Here is a 20,509-nt window from a genome sequence, read left to right as displayed (position 1 = left end):
TCCATCCGCTCAGGGACGATCCAGTCCGATCCAACAAAAAGGGAAAATGGCGGAGAGACAGGGATTCGAACCCTGGGTGGGCTTGCACCCACACCGGTTTTCGAAACCGGCCCGTTCGACCACTCCGGCACCTCTCCGCGGGGATCGTGCGCGGCTTTTGGCAAATGCCTGCCGGACGTGCAAGGGGGCCCGATCCTTGGGCGCGTGGCACTGAGGACACCCTGTCAAACAGGTTATTAACTTGGGGGCTTTACGGATCGGTTCATGCGGTTTTCCATCCCAATGGGGACGAAAAAAACGAGAGAGCAGGTTCCAATGACAGGCAAGACGAGAATTCTATTGACCTTGGCATGCGGTGCGACGCTTCTTGGCGGCGCCGCCTGGGCAGAACGGGGCACCCAACCGACCGACGGTAACGTGGTCGCGCAAGAGACAGCCGAGCGGGCGACGCTCGGACAACTCGTGGAGGCCGCGCGCCTCGAGCCGCTGATGCGGATCGTGGCGACGGAGGGCGCGCGGCATGGGCTTGGGCTCGAAGGCTCCCTGTTTCCCGGTCGGGGCGGGGAAGCCTGGGCGACGGCGGTGTCACGCATCCAGTCGCCGGATCGTCTGATGCGCATCCTGACCGCCACGCTCGACAAGGAGCTTGGCGCAGACGAGCGCGCGGCCGCTATGCGCTTCTATCGGAGCTCGCTTGGCTCGAAGATCACGGAAGGGGAGGTGACCTCGCGCCGCGCGATGCTCGACGCAGAGGTGGAGGCGAGCGCGATGAAGACGTCGGCGGACCGGCTCCGCGCCGCGGACAGCCGCGCGACCCTCGTGCGGCGCCTGATCGAGACGCTGGACCTCGTGACATCGAACGTCACCGGTGGGCTGAATGCGAATTACGCGTTCTACCGTGGCCTCGACGATGGCGGCGCCATGCGTCGGCAAATGTCCGAGAGCGAGATGCTGGCCCTCGTCTGGGGTCAGGAGAAGCAGGTTCGCAAAGCCACGCGAACTTGGCTGCACGCCTATCTGAACCTCGCCTACGAACGGCTCACTGACGAGGAACTGTCGGACTACATCGCCTTCGTGGAGACGCCGGCAGGGCGAAGAATGAATGCGGCTCTCTTTGCCGCCTTCGGTCGCGTCTTCGAGGAGACGTCTTACGAAATGGGTCTGGCCGCCGCCCGCTTCATGGCCACGCAGGACATCTGACATCGCTTGACACGCCTGTCCCGGCATGGGAGAGGCGCGCCATGGGCCGCAGGCATCGCTTGCGGCCCGTCTATTTCGTAATATGCCCCGGCCGAGGGGCCGCTGCTCCAGGTGGTGTCGAACGACACCGAAACACCCGGTTCGGGGACCAAAGGGCGCGACAGATCGAGGAGATGGCGATGTTCGCTGTCATGAAGACCGGGGGCAAGCAGTACCGCGTCGCATCCGGCGATGTCCTGCGGGTCGAAAAGTTGGCTGCCGAAGCCGGTGAAACCGTCCAGTTCAATGACGTTCTGATGATCGGTGGTGACGAGGTTACCGTCGGGTCGCCGACGATCGAGGGCGCCGCGGTACAGGCCGACGTGATCGACCAGATCAAGGGCGAGAAGCTGATCCACTTCGTCAAGCGCCGCCGCAAACATTCGTCCAAGCGGACGAAGGGCCACCGCCAGCAGCTCACGCTTCTGCGGGTGACCGAGATCCTGGCGTCGGGCGGGGACAAGTCCGGTGTCAAGGCCGCGACCGGTGCGGGGTCCGCTCCCGCAAGCGCGAAGGCCGAAGCCCCGAAGGCGAAGAAGGCGGCCTCCAAGACGTCGACCGCCATGAAGGTCGCCGCGGGTGCTGCCGCGGCAGTCGGCGCCGTTGCCGCGACCGCCGCCGTTGCCGCGGCGGTGACGGGCGACGATACCACCGGATCCAAGCCGTCGAACCTGCTGGAGGCGCCGCGGGACGGTCAGGCCGATGATCTGAAGAAGATCAAGGGTGTCGGACCCAAGCTGGAAGGCGTCCTGCACGAAATCGGTGTCTACCATTTCGATCAGATCGCCGCTTGGGGACCCGAAGAGATCGCCTATATGGATGATCGGCTGTCGTTCAAAGGCCGGATCGAACGTGACAACTGGATCGAGAAGGCCAAAGAACTGGCCGCCGAGAAGGAGTAACAGAGCATGGCACACAAAAAAGCAGGTGGCTCCAGCCGGAACGGTCGCGACTCTGCCGGTCGCCGCCTCGGAGTAAAGCTCTATGGTGGTCAGGCCGCCATTCCCGGCAACATCATCGTGCGCCAGCGCGGAACAAAGTGGTATCCGGGCGTGGGCGTCGGCATGGGTAAGGATCATACGATCTTTGCCGTAGCCGAAGGTGCCGTGTCCTTCCGCAAGGGGTTCAAGGGACGAACCTTCATCGATGTCCTTCCCGTGGCGGAGGCCGCCGAGTAAGCCGATCTTCACAGATCAACCTCAGGGGGTCGGCATCGCCGGCCCCTTTCTCGTTTCGGGAGCATTGGATGCCCGAGATCTCTACCCTGACCGGCCCCGGGCCGGTGCGGCGCGCCCCTCGGGGGGAGGGCGCCGACACTCTTGTCGCGGTCGGGCGAGATCCGGAGATCTCGAAATGGTCTGGGGTGCATTCCGATACCGTGCCGCCGCTCGAGATGGACTGGGCAACGTCTTGGTTGCGTCAGATACAACAGGGCTACGCTTGGGTCATCGCCCGGGACGGCGCGCTGATCGGTACGATCTCGCTGCATGACGTCTGGCTCAATGAGGGACGTGCTGGCATGGCCATCGGCCTACAATCGCCGCCGGATATGGGATGGGGCTGTGAGGCGCTCGGGCTGCTGCTCGAACATGCATTCGAGACGCTCGCGCTGCATCGGATCGCGATCCAGGTCATGGCGACGACCGCACGTGCGATCCGGTGCTACGAGGCTTGCGGCCTCGTCGATGGGCATGAGAGAGAGGCCGCGCTGACGGCCAAGGGTCGGGTCGATGACCTTAATATGGACCTACCGGCAACCGAATGGCGGGCTGCGGCATGAGCGTTGCAATCCTTCCGTTCGCAGCCTTCGCGATCAGTCAGGTCGGTACGCCGGGTCCAGCGAACATGGCATTGATGACGACCGGGGCGGCCCATGGCCTGCGGGCGGCACTGCCCTTCGTGGCGGGTGTCGCATTGGGCAAGCAACTCATCATCTGGCCTGTCGGGTTCGGCTTGATGGAACTGGCGGAGAGCTATCCATGGGCCTTCGAGGCTCTCAAGTGGATCAGTGCCGCATATATCATCTGGCTCGCCTGGCGCGTGGCCAACATGCGCTTGGTCGAAGGGACGGATGCCCGCGCGCCCGGTTTCCTGGCCGGGCTGATCGTGCATCCGCTCAATCCGAAGGCTTGGGCGATGATCACCGGTGGCTTCACCGCCTTCGTTTCGCCCGGAACGTCTGCTTTGGAAGCGACCGCGACGATCGCGGCGATCCTTCTGGCCTGCCAATTGGTGCTGCACCCGCTCTGGACCTGGGGCGGTTCGGTCGCGGCAGCCCGCCTGCGCGGCACGGCGGGCGAGCGTTACCTTATGTTCACCTTGGCCGCGTTAACGGTGGCCAGCGTCCTGTTCGTCTTGTTTGGAGGAGCCAAGTCATGACCCCTCAAAGCGCGCCCGTCCGGCTCGATCACGTCGCGATCGACGGCCAGCCGGTCATCGAGACCGAACGCCTGTGTCTGCGTCCCATGCGCCGCTCGGACATGGGCTTGATCGACCTCTATGCCGGGGATGTGCGCGTGGCCGAGATGACCACGTCGATACCGCACCCGCTTCCGCCGGGGACGACCGACACTTTCGTGACCCGCACCCTCTCGGGCGAGAATTCGGAAACCATCTGGATCATGGATGCCGAGGCTGCCGGATTGGGTGAACTGGTCGGTCTGATCGGCCTTCAGCCTATGGATCGGGGACAGGCCGAGATCGGATATTGGGTCGCGCCAATGGTCTGGAACACCGGCCTTGCCACCGAGGCGCTGCGCGCACTCATGGAGGCCAATCCGTTGGGCTGTGCGCAGGTCTTCGGCAAGGTCTTTCAGGATAATCCCGCTTCGGCGCGTGTGCTCACGAATTCCGGCTTCGACTATATCGGCGATGCCGAGGCGTATTGCCCGGCTCGCGGATCGGTTCAGCCGCAATGGACCTATATCCGACAGATGGCTTGAGGGTGCGCCCGGCGGGGCGTAAGGCCCGGCCATGAAGTTTCTCGACCTCGCCAAAGTCTACATCCGCTCCGGAGCGGGCGGAAACGGGGCTATCTCGTTTCGCCGCGAAAAGTACATTGAGTACGGTGGCCCCGACGGCGGGAATGGCGGCCGGGGAGGCGACGTGGTGGTCGAAGCCGTTGAGGGTCTGAACACGCTCATCGACTTTCGGTACCAACAACATTTTTTTGCAAAGAACGGGCAGGGCGGTATGGGCCGTCAGCGCACCGGGAAGGACGGCGACGACATCGTCTTGCGTGTCCCGGTCGGAACGGAAATCCTGGACGAGGATGAAGAGACCGTCATCGCGGATCTCACCGAGGTCGGGCAAAGGATCGTGCTTGCGCAAGGCGGCAATGGCGGCTTTGGCAATCTGCACTTCAAGAGCTCGACCAATCAGGCGCCCCGCCGCGCCAATCCCGGTCAACCCGGGGTCGAGAGGACGATCTGGCTGCGGTTGAAGCTGATCGCGGATGTCGGTCTTCTGGGGCTGCCGAACGCGGGCAAGTCCACCTTTCTGGCTGCGACCTCGAACGCGCGTCCCAAGATCGCGGATTATCCCTTCACGACGCTCGTCCCCAATCTGGGCGTCGTCGGCGTTGACGGGGCCGAGTTCGTCGTCGCCGATATCCCGGGCCTGATCGAGGGCGCGCATGAAGGACGCGGCATCGGAGATCGCTTTCTGGGCCATGTGGAGCGGTGCGGGGCGTTGCTGCATCTGGTCGACGGGACGTCGGATGATGTCGTGGCGGATTACCGGACCGTGATCACCGAGCTTGAGGAATATGGCGGGGGACTGGCCGAGAAACCGCGCCTGACGGTCCTCAACAAAATCGACGCGGTGGATGACGTCGAGCAGAAAGTTCACTATTTGTCAGCCGCTTGCGGCGCGAAGGTCATGCGAATGTCGGGTGTTTCGGGTGAGGGCGTGACCGAAGTACTTCGTTCGTTGCGCGCCATGATCCGGCCGGACACCTCATCGGAGGAGGAGGACGGGCCGTGGTCGCCCGTCTGACCGAGGCACGTCGGATCGTCGTCAAGATCGGTTCGGCGCTGCTGGTCGAGCGAGCGACTGGGTCGCTCCGAGAGGACTGGCTGGCCGGCCTCGCCGCGGATGTGAGCGATCTGCGTGCGAAGGACGTCGAAGTCGTACTCGTGTCTTCCGGGTCGATTCCCTTGGGACGGGGTGTCCTGGGACTGGCGCCGCCTCTATCCCTGGAACAGTCGCAGGCTGCCGCCGCCGTCGGTCAGATCCGACTTGCGCGCGCCTATGAGCGCGCTCTCGATCCGCTTCATTCGGCGCAGGTGCTGCTGACGCTTCAGGATAGCGAGGATCGGCGCCGCTACCTGAACATGCGCGCGACGTTCGAGACCTTGTTGGGGTTGGGCGTCGTGCCCGTGGTCAACGAAAACGACACGATTGCAACCGATGAGATCCGGTTCGGCGACAATGACCGACTTGCCGCTCAGGTCGCCGCGATGGCGGGCGCGGATGTCTGCATTCTGCTGAGCGACGTGGACGGGCTTTACACGACCAATCCGAACATCGACCCCACAGCCGAGCATCTGGCCGAGGTGCGAGAGATCACCCCGGACATCGCAGCTATGGCGGGTGAGGGGGTCTCTGGCCTCTCGAAAGGCGGCATGGTGACGAAGCTGATGGCGGCCCGCACGGCGACGGATGCCGGCTGCGCGCTTGTGATCACACGCGGCGACGTGGACCGGCCGCTTCTGGCTTTGGATCAGGGCGCGAGAGCGACTTGGTTCCGTTCGAAGGATGATCCACAAACGGCCCGAAAACGCTGGATCGCGTCGATGAAACCGCGGGGGACGGTCGCGATAGACGACGGCGCAGCCACCGCATTGGGGCAGGGGCGGTCGCTGCTGCCGGCGGGCGTCACCTGGGTCGGCGGTAAATTCGAACGTGGTGACCCCGTAGCGATCGAGGGCCCAGACGGACGTGCGATCGGTCAGGGTCTGATCCGCTACGACGCGCAGGAGGCACGGGCGATCAAGGGGCGACGGTCGGGTGACATCGCGGACCTGCTGGGATATCCCGGCCGGGCCGCCCTTATCCATCGTGACGACATGGCGATCTGATGAACGAGTTATCCACCGACGATATTCCCGCTCTGATGAGTCAGATCGGTGAAGCCGCCCGCGCGGCCGCCGCGGAACTGGCCTTTGCCCCGTCCGAACGGAAGGAGACAGCCCTTCTGGCCGCGGCCGATGCGCTGTGGGCCACGCGGGCGGAGGTGATCGCCGCGAATGAGCAGGACATGGCCTTCGGGCGCGACAAGGATCTGTCGGATGCGATGATGGACCGCTTGCGGCTGGATGAAGGGCGCATCGCCTCCATCTGCGAAAGTCTCCGTACCATTGCAGCACAATCCGATCCTGTGGGTGCCGTGACTGCCGAATGGGATCGGCCGAACGGGCTGCATATTCGCCGCGTCCGCACGCCGCTGGGCGTCATCGGCGTAATCTACGAAAGTCGCCCGAACGTGACTGCCGATGCAGGGGCGCTTTGTCTAAAGGCGGGCAATGCGGTGGTCTTGCGCGGAGGCTCCGAAGGGTTCCATTCGAGCCGGGCGATCCACGCGGCGATGGTCAAAGGGCTGCGCGTTGCCGGGCTGCCGGAGGCCGCGATCCAGCTCGTTCCGACGCGGGACCGAGCTGCCGTACTGGCCATGCTGACCGCTGTCGAGCATATCGACGTCATCGTTCCCCGTGGCGGCAAAGGCCTTGTCGGTCTCGTTCAGCGGGAGGCCCGGGTGCCCGTGTTCGCCCATCTCGAAGGGATCGTGCACATTTATGTCGACACCTCGGCCGACCCTGGGAAGGCTCGCAATGTCGTCCTGAATGCCAAGACGCGGCGGACCGGGATTTGCGGATCGGCCGAATGCCTTCTGATCCACCGGGAAATCGCCGACAGTCTTGGGCAGGACTTGATCGACATGCTGATGGAGGCCGGGGTCGAGGTCCGGGCAGGCGAAGGGCTACGCGGGACGGTTGCAGCGACCGACGACGATTGGGGGACGGAGTTCCTCGACATGAAGATCGCCGCCCGGATCGTCGATGATGTGGACGGGGCCATCGCCCACATCCGCCAATTTGGCAGTGACCACACCGATTGCATTCTGGCCGAGGATGCCGCGCCGGTCGCGCGCTTCTTCGAGCGACTCGACTCGGCCATCCTCATGCACAACGCGTCGACCCAATTCGCCGATGGCGGCGAGTTCGGGATGGGGGCGGAGATCGGGATTGCCACGGGCAAGCTGCATGCAAGGGGACCGGTTGGCGCCGAACAGCTCTGCAGCTTCAAGTATCTCGTGACGGCTGACGGCGCGGTCCGCGACTAGCAGTCGGCAAGGCGCGGGCCGTGGCCCATGGGGACGATCGTCAGTGCGATCCCGGGCGCGACGGAGGCGATCTCTTCGCGGATCATCTCCTCGTGGGGGATGTCGGTCGCAAATGCGATGTAATTGCCCCGGAACCCCTGTTGCTGAAGGCGACCGGCCACGTCGATCGCATCGAAAGCAGCAGTGACGACGGGCGAAAGAACCGCGACCGCATCCTTCAGGTCGAGAAGCTCAAGGTCGCTGAACGGAACACGGACGGTTCTTTGCGAAAGCGCTCCGAGCAGGCGTTGAGGCACCGCCCGCGCGTCATCGTCGCTCAGCCCGACAAGCAGAACATCCGCGCGCGTTACCCGGGCAAGGACGGACTCGTCGGCCGTACTGGGTTGCCTGTTGTCACCATGTCTGGTCATGGGTCTACCCTGTGCCAGATCCTGTCCCGGCCGCTTGGCGCGGCACTGCTCGTCCCGGTCGGTGATAGACAAGGTGCGGTGGCCTCGAAAGACGAAATGCAGGTTTGCCTGCACGATGGCTTTGGTGGAGTGGCCGATTGACGACAATGCCTGCACCCCTGATCGAGATGCTGAATGCGCTCGCCGACCCCGCGATGCTTCTGGACGACCGGGGCCGCGTGGCGGCGACGAACGCGGCAGCCAAGGATCGTTTCGGTGCGTGGGTCGAGGGGCAAAGCTATATCAGCGTGCTCCGCCAACCGGGCCTTCTTGCTCCGGTGGAGAACGCGTTCTTCAGTCAACAGTCCGGCACCGCACGTTTTATTCATGTCGACGGCGCGGTCGAGACCGCTTTCGAGGTGGGGATCACGCCCCTGGCATCGCTTTTGCGGAACGGTCGAAGCCCGGTGATGCTGATCTTCCGGGACGTCTCCGAACAGGGGGAAGGGGCGGCGATGCGCCGCGATTTCGTTGCAAATGTCAGCCACGAGTTGAAAACGCCGCTGACCGCGATGATCGGCTATGTCGAGACGTTGCAGGGCCCTGCACAGAAAGACGAGGAGGCGCAGCGTCGCTTTCTCGCTCATCTCGGACAGGAGCTGTCCCGGATGAACCGTCTGGTCGTCGATCTTCTTTCCCTGTCTCGGCTGGAAGGGCAGTCTCGCAGGAAGCCGCGCGACCGGGTGGATCTTGTCGCACTTCTCTCGGAAGTGGTGGGACTGCTGGCGTTCACAGCATCTGACCAGCAGGTCGAATTGGTGCTCGACACACCGGAGCGGGCCGACGTGTTCGGCGATGCCGACCAGTTGACGCAGGTCGTGGCAAATCTGGTCGAGAATGCCATCAAGTACGGCAGACAGCCCGGAACCGTGCGCGTCGATCTGGACTATGTCCAACGCGAGCCGGTCCTTCGCGGCCCCGCCTGGCGGATGAGTGTCATCGACGACGGCCCGGGCATCGCTGCCGAGCATCTGCCGCGTCTCACGGAACGGTTCTATCGGGTTGATACCGGGCGATCTCGGCAACAGGGCGGCACGGGGCTGGGCCTGGCCATCGTCAAGCATATCGTCAACCGGCACCGGGGTCGCCTCAAGATCGAAAGCAAGCCGGGGGAGGGGACGCGCATCGGGGTGACCTTGCCGGCAGCGACCGAACCGACCCTGTCATAAAACCGTTACGCATGTGTCACAAAAGGCCAGCATCCGGCTCATAGCTGCCGCCCCGAGGATGCCCGGGGGGTATCCCGGATGACCGGGGCCGGAACTGGCTCCGACAGACAGGAGAGATCTATGTCCCTCACCAAGACGGCCGTTTCGGTCTTCGCGCTTGTTGCACTTGGAACCGCTGCTGCCGCGCGGGATCAAGTTCAGGTCGCGGGTTCTTCGACCGTGCTGCCCTACGCATCGATCGTTGCCGAGGCCTTTGGCGAGAACTTCGGCTTTCCGACGCCTGTCGTCGAATCCGGAGGCTCGTCCGCGGGCCTGCGGCGCTTCTGCGAAGGCGTCGGCGAGAACACTCTCGATATCGCGAATGCCTCGCGCGCGATCCGCGCCGGCGAGATCGAGGAATGTGCCGCCAACGGCGTGGACGACATCATCGAGGTCCGGATCGGCTATGACGGAATCGTCTTCGCCAGCCAGCAGACCGGTCCCGCCTTTACGGCATTCGAGCCTTCGGACCTGTTCAACGCGTTGGGCGCCCGCGTCCTCGTGGATGGTGAACTGGTCGAGAACCCGCACACCCAATGGTCCGACTTCAACGGCGATCTGCCTGCGGTCGACATCGCAGCCTTCATTCCCGGGACCAACCATGGCACCCGCGAAGTCTTCGAAGAGCAGGTGATCGCGGCCGGGTGCGAAGCGACGGGCGCGTTCCAGGCGATGATCGACTCGGGCATGTCCGAGGACGAGGCCGAAGATGCCTGCCTGGCCGTTCGCTCGGACGGCGTGGCGGTCGATATCACCGGAGACTACACGGAGACGCTCGCGCGGATCGACTCGAACCCGAATGGGGTCGGCGTGTTCGGCCTGTCCTTCTATGAGAACAACACCGACGTCCTGAAGGTCGCGACCATGTCTGGCGTCGCTCCCTCGACCGAGACCATCGCCTCCGGTGAGTACCCGGTGTCGCGTCCGCTGTTCTTCTACATCAAGGGCGCGCATATCGGCGTGATCCCCGGCCTCAAGGAATACGCGTCCTTCTTCGTGAGCGACGATATCGCCGGTCCGAATGGTCCGCTGGCGGATTATGGTCTGGTTTCCGACCCGGAGCTCGCCTCCGTGCAGGAAACGGTCGAAAACGAAGTGGACATGACCGAGTAAGGTCAGCGCTTAAGCGAGATCAGCTGCGGGGCCTTCGGGCCCCGTGGTGCATGGAAGCGGGATATGCTGTGCCGCGACCGTAACCCGGGGGAAATGTCATGCCATTGATCTGGCTGCTCGCCGCGATCGCGGTCCTCGCCGCTGCCGGAATGGTTCTCGGAAGGCGTCGTGCCCTCGCATCCGCTGGCGGAGACCATCGCGTCCTCCACTCCCTGCCAAGCTACTACGGAACGAACGTCGCCCTTTTTGCCGCCGCACCCGCATTGCTGGTGATGGCGGCCTGGATCGTCGTGCAACCCCTCTATGTCGAAAGCCGGGTCGCGACGCTGATCCCCCAGGCGGAATACTCGGACGAGGGTGAACTCAGCCTGATCATGTCCGATGTCCGCCGCGTCGCCGACGGCCTGAACCAGGCGATCCGGTCTGGCGCGATAAGCGCCGAGGAGGTGCGCGACATGCGCGCCGATGTGACTGACGTCCGGGATCGCCTTGCCCAGATCGGCATCGCCGTCGGGTCGGAGGTCGAACAAACGACCCTGACGGCAGCGCAGCAGTATCGCACGCTCGACGGACGAGGCAACGTCGCGATGGCCGTTTTCGTTCTCCTTCTTGCAGTCGGGGGCTTTGTCTGGACCCTGATGAAAACCGATAAGGACTATCGCGCCCGCAATTCGGTCGAGAACGCGATCCTCACGATCCTCGTCGCGGCGTCGACCGTCGCGATCTTGACGACCTTCGGCATCATCATGTCGATGCTGTTCGAGACGGTGAACTTCTTCCGCCAGTACCCGGCAAGCGAGTTCTTTTTTTCAACGACATGGGACCCGAGCTTTTCGGGTCGGGGCGGTTCTTCGGAACTCGGGATCATCCCCTTGCTCTGGGGCACGCTCTACATTTCGCTGATCGCGCTGCTGGTCGCGGTGCCCATCGGGCTCTTTTCGGCGATCTACCTGTCGGAATATGCCGGCAAGAAGTTCCGGAGCATCGCAAAGCCGTTGCTCGAGGTCCTCGCGGGGATTCCAACGATCGTCTACGGGCTCTTCGCGCTGATCACGGTCGGTCCGCTTCTTCGGGACGCGATCGCATCCCCCCTCGGGCTGGGGACGTCCGCATCCTCGGTCATGACGGCGGGATTGGTCATGGGCGTGATGCTCATTCCTTTCGTGTCGTCGCTGTCTGACGACATTATCAACGCCGTACCGCAGGCGATGCGCGACGGATCGCTGGGGCTGGGCGCGACCCAATCCGAGACGATCAAACAGGTCGTCGTTCCGGCGGCTCTTCCTGGCATCGTGGGGGCCATCCTTCTGGCCGCCTCCCGTGCCATCGGGGAGACCATGATCGTGGTGCTCGGGGCAGGGGCCGCCGCGCGGCTTGACCTCAATCCGTTCGAGGCGATGACCACGGTAACGGTCAAGATCGTCTCGCAACTGACTGGCGACACGGACTTTTCCTCACCGGAGACACTGGTCGCCTTTGCGCTTGGCCTGACGCTCTTCGTGATCACGCTGGGACTGAATGTCCTCGCCCTCTACATCGTCCGCAAGTACCGGGAGCAGTACGAATGACCGACGCGACCGCACCCGCCCCGGGCGCCCGCTCTCGCGTGGGGCAGGGGTCTCTCCTGAGGCAGGATACCCGTACCATCAAGCGAAACGCGGCAGAAAATCGCTTCCGCATTTACGGGCTGACGGCCATCTGCATCGGTATCCTGATGCTGGTGTTCCTGCTGACCTCGATCCTATCGAACGGCCTCTCCTCATTTCGGCAAACCACCATTCAGGTCCCGGTCACGCTTGTGGCGGACCGGCTCGACCCGGAAGGCAATCGCGACCCGGCCGAGATGGCGCGCGTCACGACCTTCGGTTACGCCCCCCTGCTGCGCGACGCGCTTGTCGGCACGATTGCGGATGCGGGGATCGAAACGGAATTGGACGCGGGCGACATTGCCGACATCGTCTCGGACGAAAGCGTGGCTCAGCTTCGGAATTTCGTCCTCGCCAATCCCGACTTGCTCGGACAAACCATGCCCGTCGAAGTGCTGGCCAGTGGACGGATCGACGGGTTCTTCAAGGGCAGGGTGACCTACGCCACGGCCGAACTGGACCAGAACATCTCACCCGAGCAGCTGCGCCTGGCGGAGGCGTTGAAAGCCGAAGGTTTGCTGGCGACCGGCTTCAACTTCGACTTCTTCACTGCGCCGGATGCGTCGGTCACACGTCCCGAAGCCGCGGGGCTCGGCGTCGCGATTCTTGGCAGTCTCTACATGATGCTCGTCGTGCTGGCGCTTGCACTGCCCATCGGCGTGGCCGCATCGATCTATCTGGAGGAGTTCGCGCCGCAAAACCGATTCACGGATCTCGTCGAGGTGAATATCTCGAACCTCGCCGCAGTGCCTTCTATCGTCTTCGGCATCCTGGGCCTCGCCGTCTTCATCAACTTCGCCGGGCTGCCGCAATCGGCGCCGATCGTCGGAGGCCTCGTCCTGACGCTGATGACGTTGCCGACGATCATCATCGCGACGCGCGCTGCGCTGAAGGCGGTGCCGCCTTCGATCCGCGATGCTGCCCTCGGGGTAGGGGCCTCGAAGATGCAGACGGTGTTTCACCATGTTCTTCCGCTGGCGATGCCCGGCATTCTGACCGGGACGATCATTGGTCTCGCGCAAGCCTTGGGAGAGACGGCGCCGCTCCTCCTGATCGGAATGGTCGCGTTCGTGCGCGAATACCCCGACGCACCATGGGAGGGCGGCCTGTTCGATCCCGCCACCGCGCTTCCCGTGCAGATCTACAACTTCACTCAGAGATCCGATCCCGCTTTCGTCGAGCGGGCATCGGGCGCGATCATCGTGCTTCTTCTCTTCCTTTTCCTTATGAACCTGGCAGCGATCCTCCTGCGTCGCCGGTTCGAGCGCCGCTGGTGATCGCGATGAACGACATGAGACTGAGCGAAAGAGACGTGGATATGACGGACGTGAAAATCGCGGCACGGGGGGTGCAGGTTTTCTACGGCGATAACCACGCGATCAAGGATGTCGACGTCAATATCGTCGACAAGACCGTCACGGCCTTCATCGGTCCATCGGGCTGCGGGAAGTCGACGTTCCTGCGGTGCATCAACCGGATGAACGACACGATCCCGATCGCGAGGGTCGAAGGCGAGATCCTGATCGACGCCGAAGACATCTACGACCGGCGGGTCGATCCGGTCCAGTTGCGGGCGAAGGTCGGAATGGTCTTTCAGAAGCCGAACCCGTTTCCGAAATCCATCTACGACAATGTAGCCTACGGGCCGAAGATCCACGGTCTGGCGAAGGACAAGGCCGACCTCGACGCCATCGTGGAGGATTCTCTGCGCAAGGCCGCACTGTGGGATGAGGTCAAGGATCGCCTCGACGCCGCGGGAACCGGGCTGTCGGGCGGTCAGCAACAGCGACTCTGCATTGCCCGCGCCGTCGCGACGTCGCCCGAAATCCTCCTGATGGACGAGCCATGTTCGGCACTCGATCCGATCGCGACGGATCAGGTCGAAAACCTGATCCACGATTTGCGCCGCAACTTCAGCGTCGTCATCGTGACCCACTCGATGAGCCAAGCGAGCCGTGTCAGCCAGAAGACCGCGTATTTCCATCTCGGCGAACTGGTCGAGTACGACGACACAGCCGAGATCTTTACGAACCCCAAGGACGAGCGGACGGAGAATTACATCACCGGCCGGATCGGATGATTCGATGAACGAGAATCCACATATTTCCAGAGCGTTCGATCGTGATCTTGAAGCGATCGAGGCCATGATCATGAAGATGGGCGGCCAGGTCGAAGAGGCCATCGGTCGCGCGACGGAAGCATTGGTCGCCGGCGACGTCGAGTTGGCTGAAGCTGTTCGACAGGGCGATCGTGCCATCGACGCGACAGAAGAGCGCCTCAACGAAGAGGCGGCGCGACTGATCGCCCTTCGCCAGCCCATCGCGTCCGATCTGCGGACGGTGCTGACGATTTTCCGTATCTCCGCCGCGCTCGAACGGATCGGCGACTACGCGAAGAACATGGCGAAACGTACTGCGATCATTGCTGATATGCATCCTGTCGAGGGCGCGACACCCAGCCTGCGCCGGATGTCCAAACTGGTCCAGGTCATGCTCAAGGACGCACTGGATGCGTCGATACAGCGGGACGCAGATCTCGCCGCGGACGTTCGGGCGCGGGACGAGGAAGTGGATCAGATGTACAACGGTCTCTTCCGCGAGTTGCTTACCCACATGATGGAGGACCCGCGCAATATCACGGCCTGCATGCATCTCCACTTCATGGCCAAGAATATCGAACGGATGGGCGATCTGGTCACCGGAATCGCGGAACAGGTGATCTGGCGTGTCACGGGTGAGTTGCCCGAGGACGAGCGCGTCAAGGCCGACATGACCTCCATTTCCTCGACCAGCAACGAGGGTTGAGCATGGTCTCGCAACCCTCTGTTCTTGTTGTGGAAGACGAGGCGCCGCAGCGCGAGATTCTGGTCTACAACCTTGAGGCCGAAGGATACGAGGTTGCTCAGGCGACCAGTGGCGATGCCGCGCTCGATATGGCTCGCGAGGATAGTCCTGACCTGATCCTGCTCGACTGGATGCTTCCGGAGATTTCCGGGATCGAGGTTTGCCGTCGCCTGAAGGCACGAAGCGAGACGCGGGACATTCCGGTCATCATGATCTCGGCACGGGCGGAGGAAGTCGACAGGGTCAGAGGCCTCGAAACCGGCGCGGATGACTACGTGGTCAAGCCGTATTCGGTGGTGGAATTGATGGCCCGCGTCCGGACCCAGTTGCGCCGCGTGCGTCCGGGGGCCGTCGGAGAGCTTCTCGAATTCGACGACGTGTCCGTCGATACCGGGGCGCATCGGGTCTACCGCGCGGGCGAGGAGCTCCACCTCGGGCCCACGGAGTTCAGGCTGCTGACCACCTTCCTGGAACGGCCGGGGCGTGTCTGGTCGCGAGAACAGCTTCTGGACCGGGTCTGGGGGCGCGACATCTACGTCGACAGCCGTACCGTGGACGTCCATGTCGGCCGGCTGCGCAAGGCGCTGCGGAACGCGACGGGGACGGATGATCCGATCCGGACGGTGCGCGGGGCGGGCTACGCGCTCGGCTGACAATACTCCGTTAATCGAGATTATGTAAAAGACACACGGTGCGTGATTTTAGCGTGAAGGCGGTGAACGGTCTCTCGACACGTCGATGCCGCAAGGTAAAGGTCTGATCCAATCACTTCATGGATCACCCGGAATGCCCTCTGTCCTTGTCATCAACGGCCCGAACCTGAATCTTCTCGGTACGCGTGAACCAGAGACCTACGGCAGCACGACGCTTGCCGAAGTCGAGGAACGCTGCCGACAGATCGGCAAGGACCTGGGGATCGAGGTCGCGACGTTTCAGTCGAATGTAGAAGGCGTCCTCGTCGACGCGATCCAAGAGGCCCGCGGTCGTCATGACGGCCTCGTCCTAAACGCGGGTGCTTACACTCATACATCCATCGCTCTGCGCGACGCCATCTCCGCCGTCGGCCTGCCCTGTATCGAGGTTCACATCTCGAACATCCACGCGCGCGAGAGCTTTCGACATCAGTCGATGATCGCACCGGTCTGTGCCGGTGTAATCGCAGGGCTTGGCATTATTGGTTACGATCTTGCGCTTCGCGCGCTCGCTTCACGGGGGACGACATGATCCGCTCGCATATTCCTGAGCTGCTTGATAAGATAACGAAGGCTACCGGCGTCGACGAAGTCTGGACGCTCTGGACCTCCTACGCGGAGGAATTCGGCATCGACCGGATGTTCTACGCGGCGACGCATTTCCGGACGTTGTACGGCTTGGGAGACGTCAAGGACGCCCTGATCCTGACAAACTACAGCAAGCATTACACAGACATCTATATCGAAGGCGGCCTGTTTCGGGATGCCCCGATGGTGCGCTGGGCCATGACGGAAGTCGGTGTCAGATCCTTTCGGGATGTCCACAGAGATGCCGTCGAAGGACGACTGACCCCGGCTGAGATGAAGGTGCTGGAGTTCAACGCCCGGCAGGGCGTGGTGGCGGGATACGCGATCAGCTTTCCCCGGTCCTCTCCGCGTGCGGGCTTTGGTGTGGGTCTGTCTTCAACGAAGATGAACCAGGACGCGATGGACGAGCTCTGGGCCGAGCACGGCGCAGAGATCGAGTTGGTGTCCCACGTCGCCCATCTCGCCATGATCTCCCTGCCCCATGGCGACCATGTCCGGGTGTTGACGCCGCGCCAGCGCGAAGTTCTTGAACTGGTCGCCGACGGCAAGACGGTTCAGGACGTCGCCCTGATCCTGGAGCGCAACCCGGCAACGGTCGAGAAGCATCTGCGTCTCGCGCGCGAGGCTTTGGATGTCGAGACCACCGCCCAGGCGATCCGAAAAGTCAGCGTTCAGAACCAAGTGTTCCTGTTCTGATCAGGACCGCGAGGCTGACAAGGTAGGGATTGCCTTACTTGGTTAACGCAAGGGTAATCCTCATCCTGATCCCGTCTTGTGAGTGATGGCAATTGGCCATGGACTAGTCGGGATCGGGGGTAGGTCCGGAATTTGGGGCGCCCGTCGGTTCCCGCCGGTGAAATCCGGCAGCCGGCGCCCGGGGAATTGGTCTATCCGGGACGACGGCGCAGGTCTTGGCGCGGTCATCCCCGAATGCGCCAGACAGAACGGCGCCGGGGTCTTCCCACCCGGCGCCGTTCATTTTCAGATACTTGTCAGCCGATCTTGAAGGGTCAGCCTTGCGCGGCCTTCGCGACTTCGGCGGCGAAGTCTTCTTGTACCTTCTCGATCCCCTCGCCGACTTCGAGGCGGACATAGCCGGTGATCTCGACGCCAGCCTCTTTGGCGGCGTCGCCGACCGTGACATCGGGGTTCACGACAAAGGCCTGGTTCACCAGGGTCACCTCGGCCATGTACTTCTTCATCCGGCCTTCGATCATCTTCTCGATGACCTGCTCAGGCTTCCCACTCTCGCGGGCGATGTCGATCTGGACCTGACGCTCTTTCTCGACGATGGCCTGATCGAGTTCGGCCTCGTTGAGCGCGGCGGGGTTGGTCGCGGCGATATGCATCGCGACCTGCTTGCCGAAGGCCGCGTTCTCACCCGATAGCGCGACAAGGACGCCGATCTTGCCCATGTCGGGCGCCGCGGCGTTATGCACGTAGGTCGTGATGGCGGAACCCGAGAGCTTTTCCATTCTGCGAACGGACATGTTCTCGCCGATCGTGGCGATCTTGTCGGTGATGATCGCGCCGATCGTCTTCCCGCCGATTTCCGTGTCGGTCAGCATGCCCAGATCCGGCACGTTCAGCGCCGTCTGCGCGATATCCTTCACCATCGTCTGGAACTCGGCGTTCTTGGCGACGAAGTCGGTCTCGGAATTCACCTCGACCGCGACGCCGGTACCGCCCTCAACGGCGACGGCGACCAAGCCTTCGGCTGCCGTCCGCCCCGACTTCTTGGCAGCCTTGGCAAGGCCCTTGGTGCGCAGCCAGTCGACCGCAGCTTCCATGTCGCCATCGGTCTCGGTCAGCGCCTTCTTGGCGTCCATCATGCCCGCGCCCGTCGAGTCGCGAAGCTCTTTCACCTGTGCAGCGGTGATCGCCATCATCTCTCTCCTTCAAAAGGGAATTTCCGGATGCGGGGCCCCTGCCCCGCATCCGCGACATGCCTGTGACGGCCCGCCGTCAGGTCTCCGCGGGAACCGCTTGTTCTCCGGCCGGCTGCGCCTCTTCCGGGCCGGTCTCGTCGTCGCCTGCGGCATCCGTTGCGTCGGCACCATCTTCGAGCTCGCCGAGATCGACGCCGGCGGCACCGAGTTGCGCGCTCATGCCGTCCAGAGCGGCGCGGGAGATCAGATCACAGTAAAGCGCGATGGCACGGGCCGCGTCGTCGTTGCCGGGGATGATGTAATCCACGCCTTCGGGCGAGCAATTGGTATCCACGACGGCGACGACCGGGATGCCCAGCTTCTTGGCCTCGGCGATAGCGAGGTCTTCCTTGTTCACGTCGATGATGAACAGCAGGTCCGGCAGGCCGCCCATCTCGCGGATGCCGCCCAAGGAGGCCGTCAGCTTCTGCTGGTCGCGCTCCATGCCGATACGCTCTTTCTTCGTAAGGCCTTCAGCGCCTTCCGCCATCTTCTCGTCGATCTCCTTGAGGCGGTTGATCGAGTTCGAGACGGTCTTCCAGTTGGTCAGCGTTCCGCCGAGCCAACGGTGGTTCATGTAGTATTGCGCGCACCGCTCGGCGGCATCGGCGATGGGCTTTTGCGCTTGGCGCTTGGTGCCGACAAACAGGATGCGGCCGCCCCTAGCGACGGTTTCCTGAACGACTTGAAGGGCTTGGTCCAGCATCGGAACCGTCTGCGTCAGGTCCATGATGTGGATACCGTTCTTGGCGCCGTAGATGTAGGGCGCCATGCGCGGATTCCAGCGCTGGGTCTGGTGGCCGAAGTGAACGCCGGCCTCGAGCAGTTGACGCAGAGAAAATTCAGGCAGAGCCATGACTTGCATACCTTTCCGGTTTGATCCTCGACGGGGGATTAGAGCCTGCGCTCAACCGGTGGACCGTCCGGGGATGTCTCCCCCGGGGGCCCGCCCCCGCCTGTGAAGTGGCGCGCATGTGCCATCGGATCGAGGCCGATGCAAGGGCGAAAAACGTGTGCACCCCCTGTGCACCCCCTGTGCACCCCCTGTCTGCACAATCGGCACCGGCCCGGTTGCGCGCCGCCTTGCGCGGCCCGCCCGGGGGCGGATCGGACCGGGCATCGAGCCCCGTCCGATCCGGGCCTCCGGCGGGAGTATTTGAGACGAGAGGAAGCAGGCGGTGTCCCATGGCCGGCGGTCCCGCCGGGGCCCCGTACATTCAGGGGATGATGCGGTTGTACTTGGCGCCCTCGACCGTCGCGCCGGCGATCAGGCCGGCCTGTCCGAAGACGACCGCGACGACCGGGGTCAGCAGCGTCGTCGTGTCTGTCGTCAGCGCGCCGCGCCGGGTCGAGACCGCGTATTCCAGATCGGCTCCGGCGACCCAGCCGGACGACATGCGGAAGTCCTGCAGCGCGCGGTCGGTCATGAAGAAGAGCGCGTGGCTGTATTGCTGCGCCCCGATCTGGAGCCCGGCCGAGGCGGAGGTCGTCGAATAATAGTCCACCGTCACGCCGTCGATCAGCAGCGCTCCGCGGCCATAGGCGCCGCCGAGTCCCAGCCCGGCTTCGGTCACGAGCGGCATCATCAGCATCCCGGAGGAGCGTTGGGCCAGGGTCTCGCTGCCCGGGACTTCCGAATACATGAAGTTGATCGCCTGGTTCACCCGCGCGTCGATGCGCTGCGAGCCGGGCGAATTCACCCCGTTGCCGCAGGCCACCAAGGCCAGCGGAGCGGAGACAGCCGCCATAAAGCGGCGACGCGAGAAAGCGGTCATGGGTCTGTCCTGTCCAATGTCTGCCCGAGGGGTCTTGCGCCCCTTCCTATGGAGTTGGGCTAGCAGATCATGGCCGGATTGTCACCCGCTAGACGTCGCGCACGGCCATATCCGCCGCGTCGTCGTGGGTTTGGCGCCACGCCGACAGGATCGAGACCAGATGGCCGAAATCGGTTGCGATGGCCGAGGCGCCTTCGGCCCGCAATTCGTCGGGCGCATTGTACCCCCAGCCGACGCCGATCGCCGGGACGCCGGCCGCGCGCGCCATGCGCATGTCATAGCGCGTATCGCCCACGAGGATCGTGTCCGAAGCCTCGCGGCCGGTTTCGGCGAGGGCCCTCACGATCATTGTCGGGTCCGGCTTGGACGGGTTGTCGTCGGCGGTCTGGATCGTCGCGAACCAGTCGCGCCAACGCATCCGCTCGAGAACGAAGTCGAGCGACCTCTGCGACTTGCCCGTGGTCAGGCCCATCTGGACGCCAGCCGCCTTCAGCCGGAGGATCGCGGGTTCTGCCCCGTCGAAGACCGGCGGATCCTCGTTCTCCACGGCGTCGAAATAGCGGAGCCGATATCCCGCAACGATCTTTTCGCGCAGGGTGCGCGGCGCGTCAGAGGCGAGAACATCGACCATTTGCGGCAGGGAAAGCCCGATCACGGACCGGATGTCGCGGGGGCGCGGCGGCGC

The 20,509-nt window shown here is 63.6% G+C and carries 24 protein-coding genes and 1 tRNA gene; 19 read left to right on the top strand and 6 right to left on the bottom strand.

All coding sequences use genetic code 11. From position 1 onward, the window contains the following. Positions 1-47: 47 nt before the first annotated feature. Positions 48-137 (bottom strand) — tRNA-Ser (locus tag jaqu_RS10255). 178 nt (positions 138-315) lie between these two features. Here jaqu_RS10255 and jaqu_RS10250 point away from each other — a divergent pair. The 9 genes from jaqu_RS10250 to jaqu_RS10210 all read left to right on the top strand — a co-directional run bounded on the left by jaqu_RS10250 (position 316) and on the right by jaqu_RS10210 (position 7,582). Next, positions 316-1,200: a DUF2059 domain-containing protein gene (locus tag jaqu_RS10250; protein ID WP_161793858.1), complete on the top strand. Its 885-nt coding sequence runs from the start codon at positions 316-318 to the stop codon at positions 1,198-1,200. 179 nt (positions 1,201-1,379) lie between these two features. Next, a complete protein-coding gene (locus jaqu_RS10245) occupies positions 1,380-2,141 on the top strand; it encodes a 50S ribosomal protein L21 (RefSeq protein ID WP_043918889.1) in 762 nt (253 codons plus the stop codon). 6 nt (positions 2,142-2,147) lie between these two features. Continuing rightward, on the top strand, positions 2,148-2,417 hold the full coding sequence (gene rpmA, locus jaqu_RS10240; RefSeq protein ID WP_043918883.1) for a 50S ribosomal protein L27: 270 nt from the start codon (positions 2,148-2,150) through the stop codon (positions 2,415-2,417). Between the two features lie 68 nt (positions 2,418-2,485). After that, positions 2,486-3,019, top strand: coding sequence for a GNAT family N-acetyltransferase (locus tag jaqu_RS10235; RefSeq protein ID WP_052500906.1), 534 nt, complete (start codon positions 2,486-2,488; stop codon positions 3,017-3,019). Next, positions 3,016-3,618, top strand: a complete 603-nt coding sequence (locus tag jaqu_RS10230; protein ID WP_043918887.1) for a LysE family translocator — start codon at positions 3,016-3,018, stop codon at positions 3,616-3,618. Before jaqu_RS10235 ends, jaqu_RS10230 begins: the two co-directional genes overlap by 4 nt. Continuing rightward, positions 3,615-4,181 (top strand): GNAT family N-acetyltransferase, encoded by a 567-nt coding sequence (locus jaqu_RS10225; RefSeq protein WP_043918882.1) that lies wholly within the window; start codon positions 3,615-3,617, stop codon positions 4,179-4,181. The genes jaqu_RS10230 and jaqu_RS10225 overlap by 4 nt, the downstream gene beginning before the upstream one ends. A gap of 31 nt (positions 4,182-4,212) precedes the next feature. Beyond that, positions 4,213-5,235 (top strand): GTPase ObgE, encoded by a 1,023-nt coding sequence (obgE, locus tag jaqu_RS10220; RefSeq protein ID WP_043918881.1) that lies wholly within the window; start codon positions 4,213-4,215, stop codon positions 5,233-5,235. After that, positions 5,220-6,320, top strand: a complete 1,101-nt coding sequence (gene proB / locus jaqu_RS10215; protein ID WP_043918880.1) for a glutamate 5-kinase — start codon at positions 5,220-5,222, stop codon at positions 6,318-6,320. The genes obgE and proB overlap by 16 nt, the downstream gene beginning before the upstream one ends. Then, positions 6,320-7,582 carry a glutamate-5-semialdehyde dehydrogenase gene (locus tag jaqu_RS10210; protein ID WP_043918879.1) on the top strand — a complete coding sequence of 421 codons (1,263 nt, stop codon included), beginning with the start codon at positions 6,320-6,322 and terminating at the stop codon, positions 7,580-7,582. The genes proB and jaqu_RS10210 overlap by 1 nt, the downstream gene beginning before the upstream one ends. On the opposite strand, the gene jaqu_RS21650 is transcribed toward jaqu_RS10210, so the two are convergent. Beyond that, entirely contained in the window at positions 7,579-7,743 is a 165-nt protein-coding gene (locus tag jaqu_RS21650) for a hypothetical protein (protein WP_161793857.1), read from the bottom strand. The two genes, jaqu_RS10210 and jaqu_RS21650, sit on opposite strands and share 4 nt — an antisense overlap. Here jaqu_RS21650 and jaqu_RS21370 point away from each other — a divergent pair. The 10 genes from jaqu_RS21370 (at position 7,723) to jaqu_RS10160 (ending at position 16,817) form a co-directional block, all read left to right on the top strand. Further along, positions 7,723-8,133, top strand: a complete 411-nt coding sequence (locus jaqu_RS21370; RefSeq protein WP_141134394.1) for a hypothetical protein — start codon at positions 7,723-7,725, stop codon at positions 8,131-8,133. The genes jaqu_RS21650 and jaqu_RS21370 overlap by 21 nt on opposite strands. 5 nt (positions 8,134-8,138) lie before the next feature. Next, entirely contained in the window at positions 8,139-9,200 is a 1,062-nt protein-coding gene (locus tag jaqu_RS10200; RefSeq protein WP_043918877.1) for an ATP-binding protein, read from the top strand. Positions 9,201-9,320: 120 nt separating this feature from the next. Beyond that, positions 9,321-10,352: a substrate-binding domain-containing protein gene (locus tag jaqu_RS10195; protein WP_043918876.1), complete on the top strand. Its 1,032-nt coding sequence runs from the start codon at positions 9,321-9,323 to the stop codon at positions 10,350-10,352. A 98-nt stretch (positions 10,353-10,450) separates the two neighbouring features. After that, on the top strand, positions 10,451-11,920 hold the full coding sequence (pstC, locus tag jaqu_RS10190; protein ID WP_043918875.1) for a phosphate ABC transporter permease subunit PstC: 1,470 nt from the start codon (positions 10,451-10,453) through the stop codon (positions 11,918-11,920). Next, the gene (gene pstA / locus jaqu_RS10185) at positions 11,917-13,275 is read left to right on the top strand and encodes a phosphate ABC transporter permease PstA (RefSeq protein WP_043918874.1); all 1,359 of its coding nucleotides are present in this window, start codon (positions 11,917-11,919) and stop codon (positions 13,273-13,275) included. Before pstC ends, pstA begins: the two co-directional genes overlap by 4 nt. Positions 13,276-13,280: 5 nt before the next feature. After that, positions 13,281-14,078 carry a phosphate ABC transporter ATP-binding protein PstB gene (pstB, locus tag jaqu_RS10180; RefSeq protein ID WP_043918886.1) on the top strand — a complete coding sequence of 266 codons (798 nt, stop codon included), beginning with the start codon at positions 13,281-13,283 and terminating at the stop codon, positions 14,076-14,078. Between the two features lie 4 nt (positions 14,079-14,082). Next, complete coding sequence (phoU, locus tag jaqu_RS10175) at positions 14,083-14,802, top strand: phosphate signaling complex protein PhoU (RefSeq protein WP_043918873.1); 720 nt, start codon at positions 14,083-14,085, stop codon at positions 14,800-14,802. 2 nt (positions 14,803-14,804) lie between these two features. After that, entirely contained in the window at positions 14,805-15,494 is a 690-nt protein-coding gene (gene phoB, locus jaqu_RS10170; protein WP_043918872.1) for a phosphate regulon transcriptional regulator PhoB, read from the top strand. Positions 15,495-15,627: 133 nt separating this feature from the next. Continuing rightward, the gene (aroQ, locus tag jaqu_RS10165) at positions 15,628-16,065 is read left to right on the top strand and encodes a type II 3-dehydroquinate dehydratase (protein WP_043918871.1); all 438 of its coding nucleotides are present in this window, start codon (positions 15,628-15,630) and stop codon (positions 16,063-16,065) included. After that, positions 16,062-16,817, top strand: a complete 756-nt coding sequence (locus tag jaqu_RS10160; RefSeq protein ID WP_043918870.1) for a helix-turn-helix transcriptional regulator — start codon at positions 16,062-16,064, stop codon at positions 16,815-16,817. The genes aroQ and jaqu_RS10160 overlap by 4 nt, the downstream gene beginning before the upstream one ends. 314 nt (positions 16,818-17,131) lie before the next feature. Here jaqu_RS10160 and tsf read toward each other — a convergent pair whose 3' ends face one another. From tsf to jaqu_RS10140, 4 genes are all read right to left on the bottom strand, one after another. Continuing rightward, complete coding sequence (gene tsf / locus jaqu_RS10155; RefSeq protein WP_043918885.1) at positions 17,132-18,007, bottom strand: translation elongation factor Ts; 876 nt, start codon at positions 18,005-18,007, stop codon at positions 17,132-17,134. A 79-nt stretch (positions 18,008-18,086) separates the two neighbouring features. Continuing rightward, on the bottom strand, positions 18,087-18,905 hold the full coding sequence (gene rpsB, locus jaqu_RS10150; RefSeq protein WP_043918884.1) for a 30S ribosomal protein S2: 819 nt from the start codon (positions 18,903-18,905) through the stop codon (positions 18,087-18,089). Positions 18,906-19,266: 361 nt separating this feature from the next. Beyond that, on the bottom strand, positions 19,267-19,824 hold the full coding sequence (locus tag jaqu_RS10145; protein ID WP_043918869.1) for a lipid-binding SYLF domain-containing protein: 558 nt from the start codon (positions 19,822-19,824) through the stop codon (positions 19,267-19,269). Between the two features lie 88 nt (positions 19,825-19,912). Then, on the bottom strand, positions 19,913-20,509 hold a 597-nt coding region (locus tag jaqu_RS10140), incomplete at its 5' end, for an HAD-IA family hydrolase (RefSeq protein ID WP_043918868.1).

The sequence above is a fragment of the Jannaschia aquimarina genome (assembly GCF_000877395.1).
Taxonomy (GTDB): Bacteria; Pseudomonadota; Alphaproteobacteria; order Rhodobacterales; family Rhodobacteraceae; genus Jannaschia; species Jannaschia aquimarina.
The sequence above is the reverse complement of the archived record's forward strand: the minus strand, read 5'-3'. Positions and strand labels throughout refer to the sequence as shown.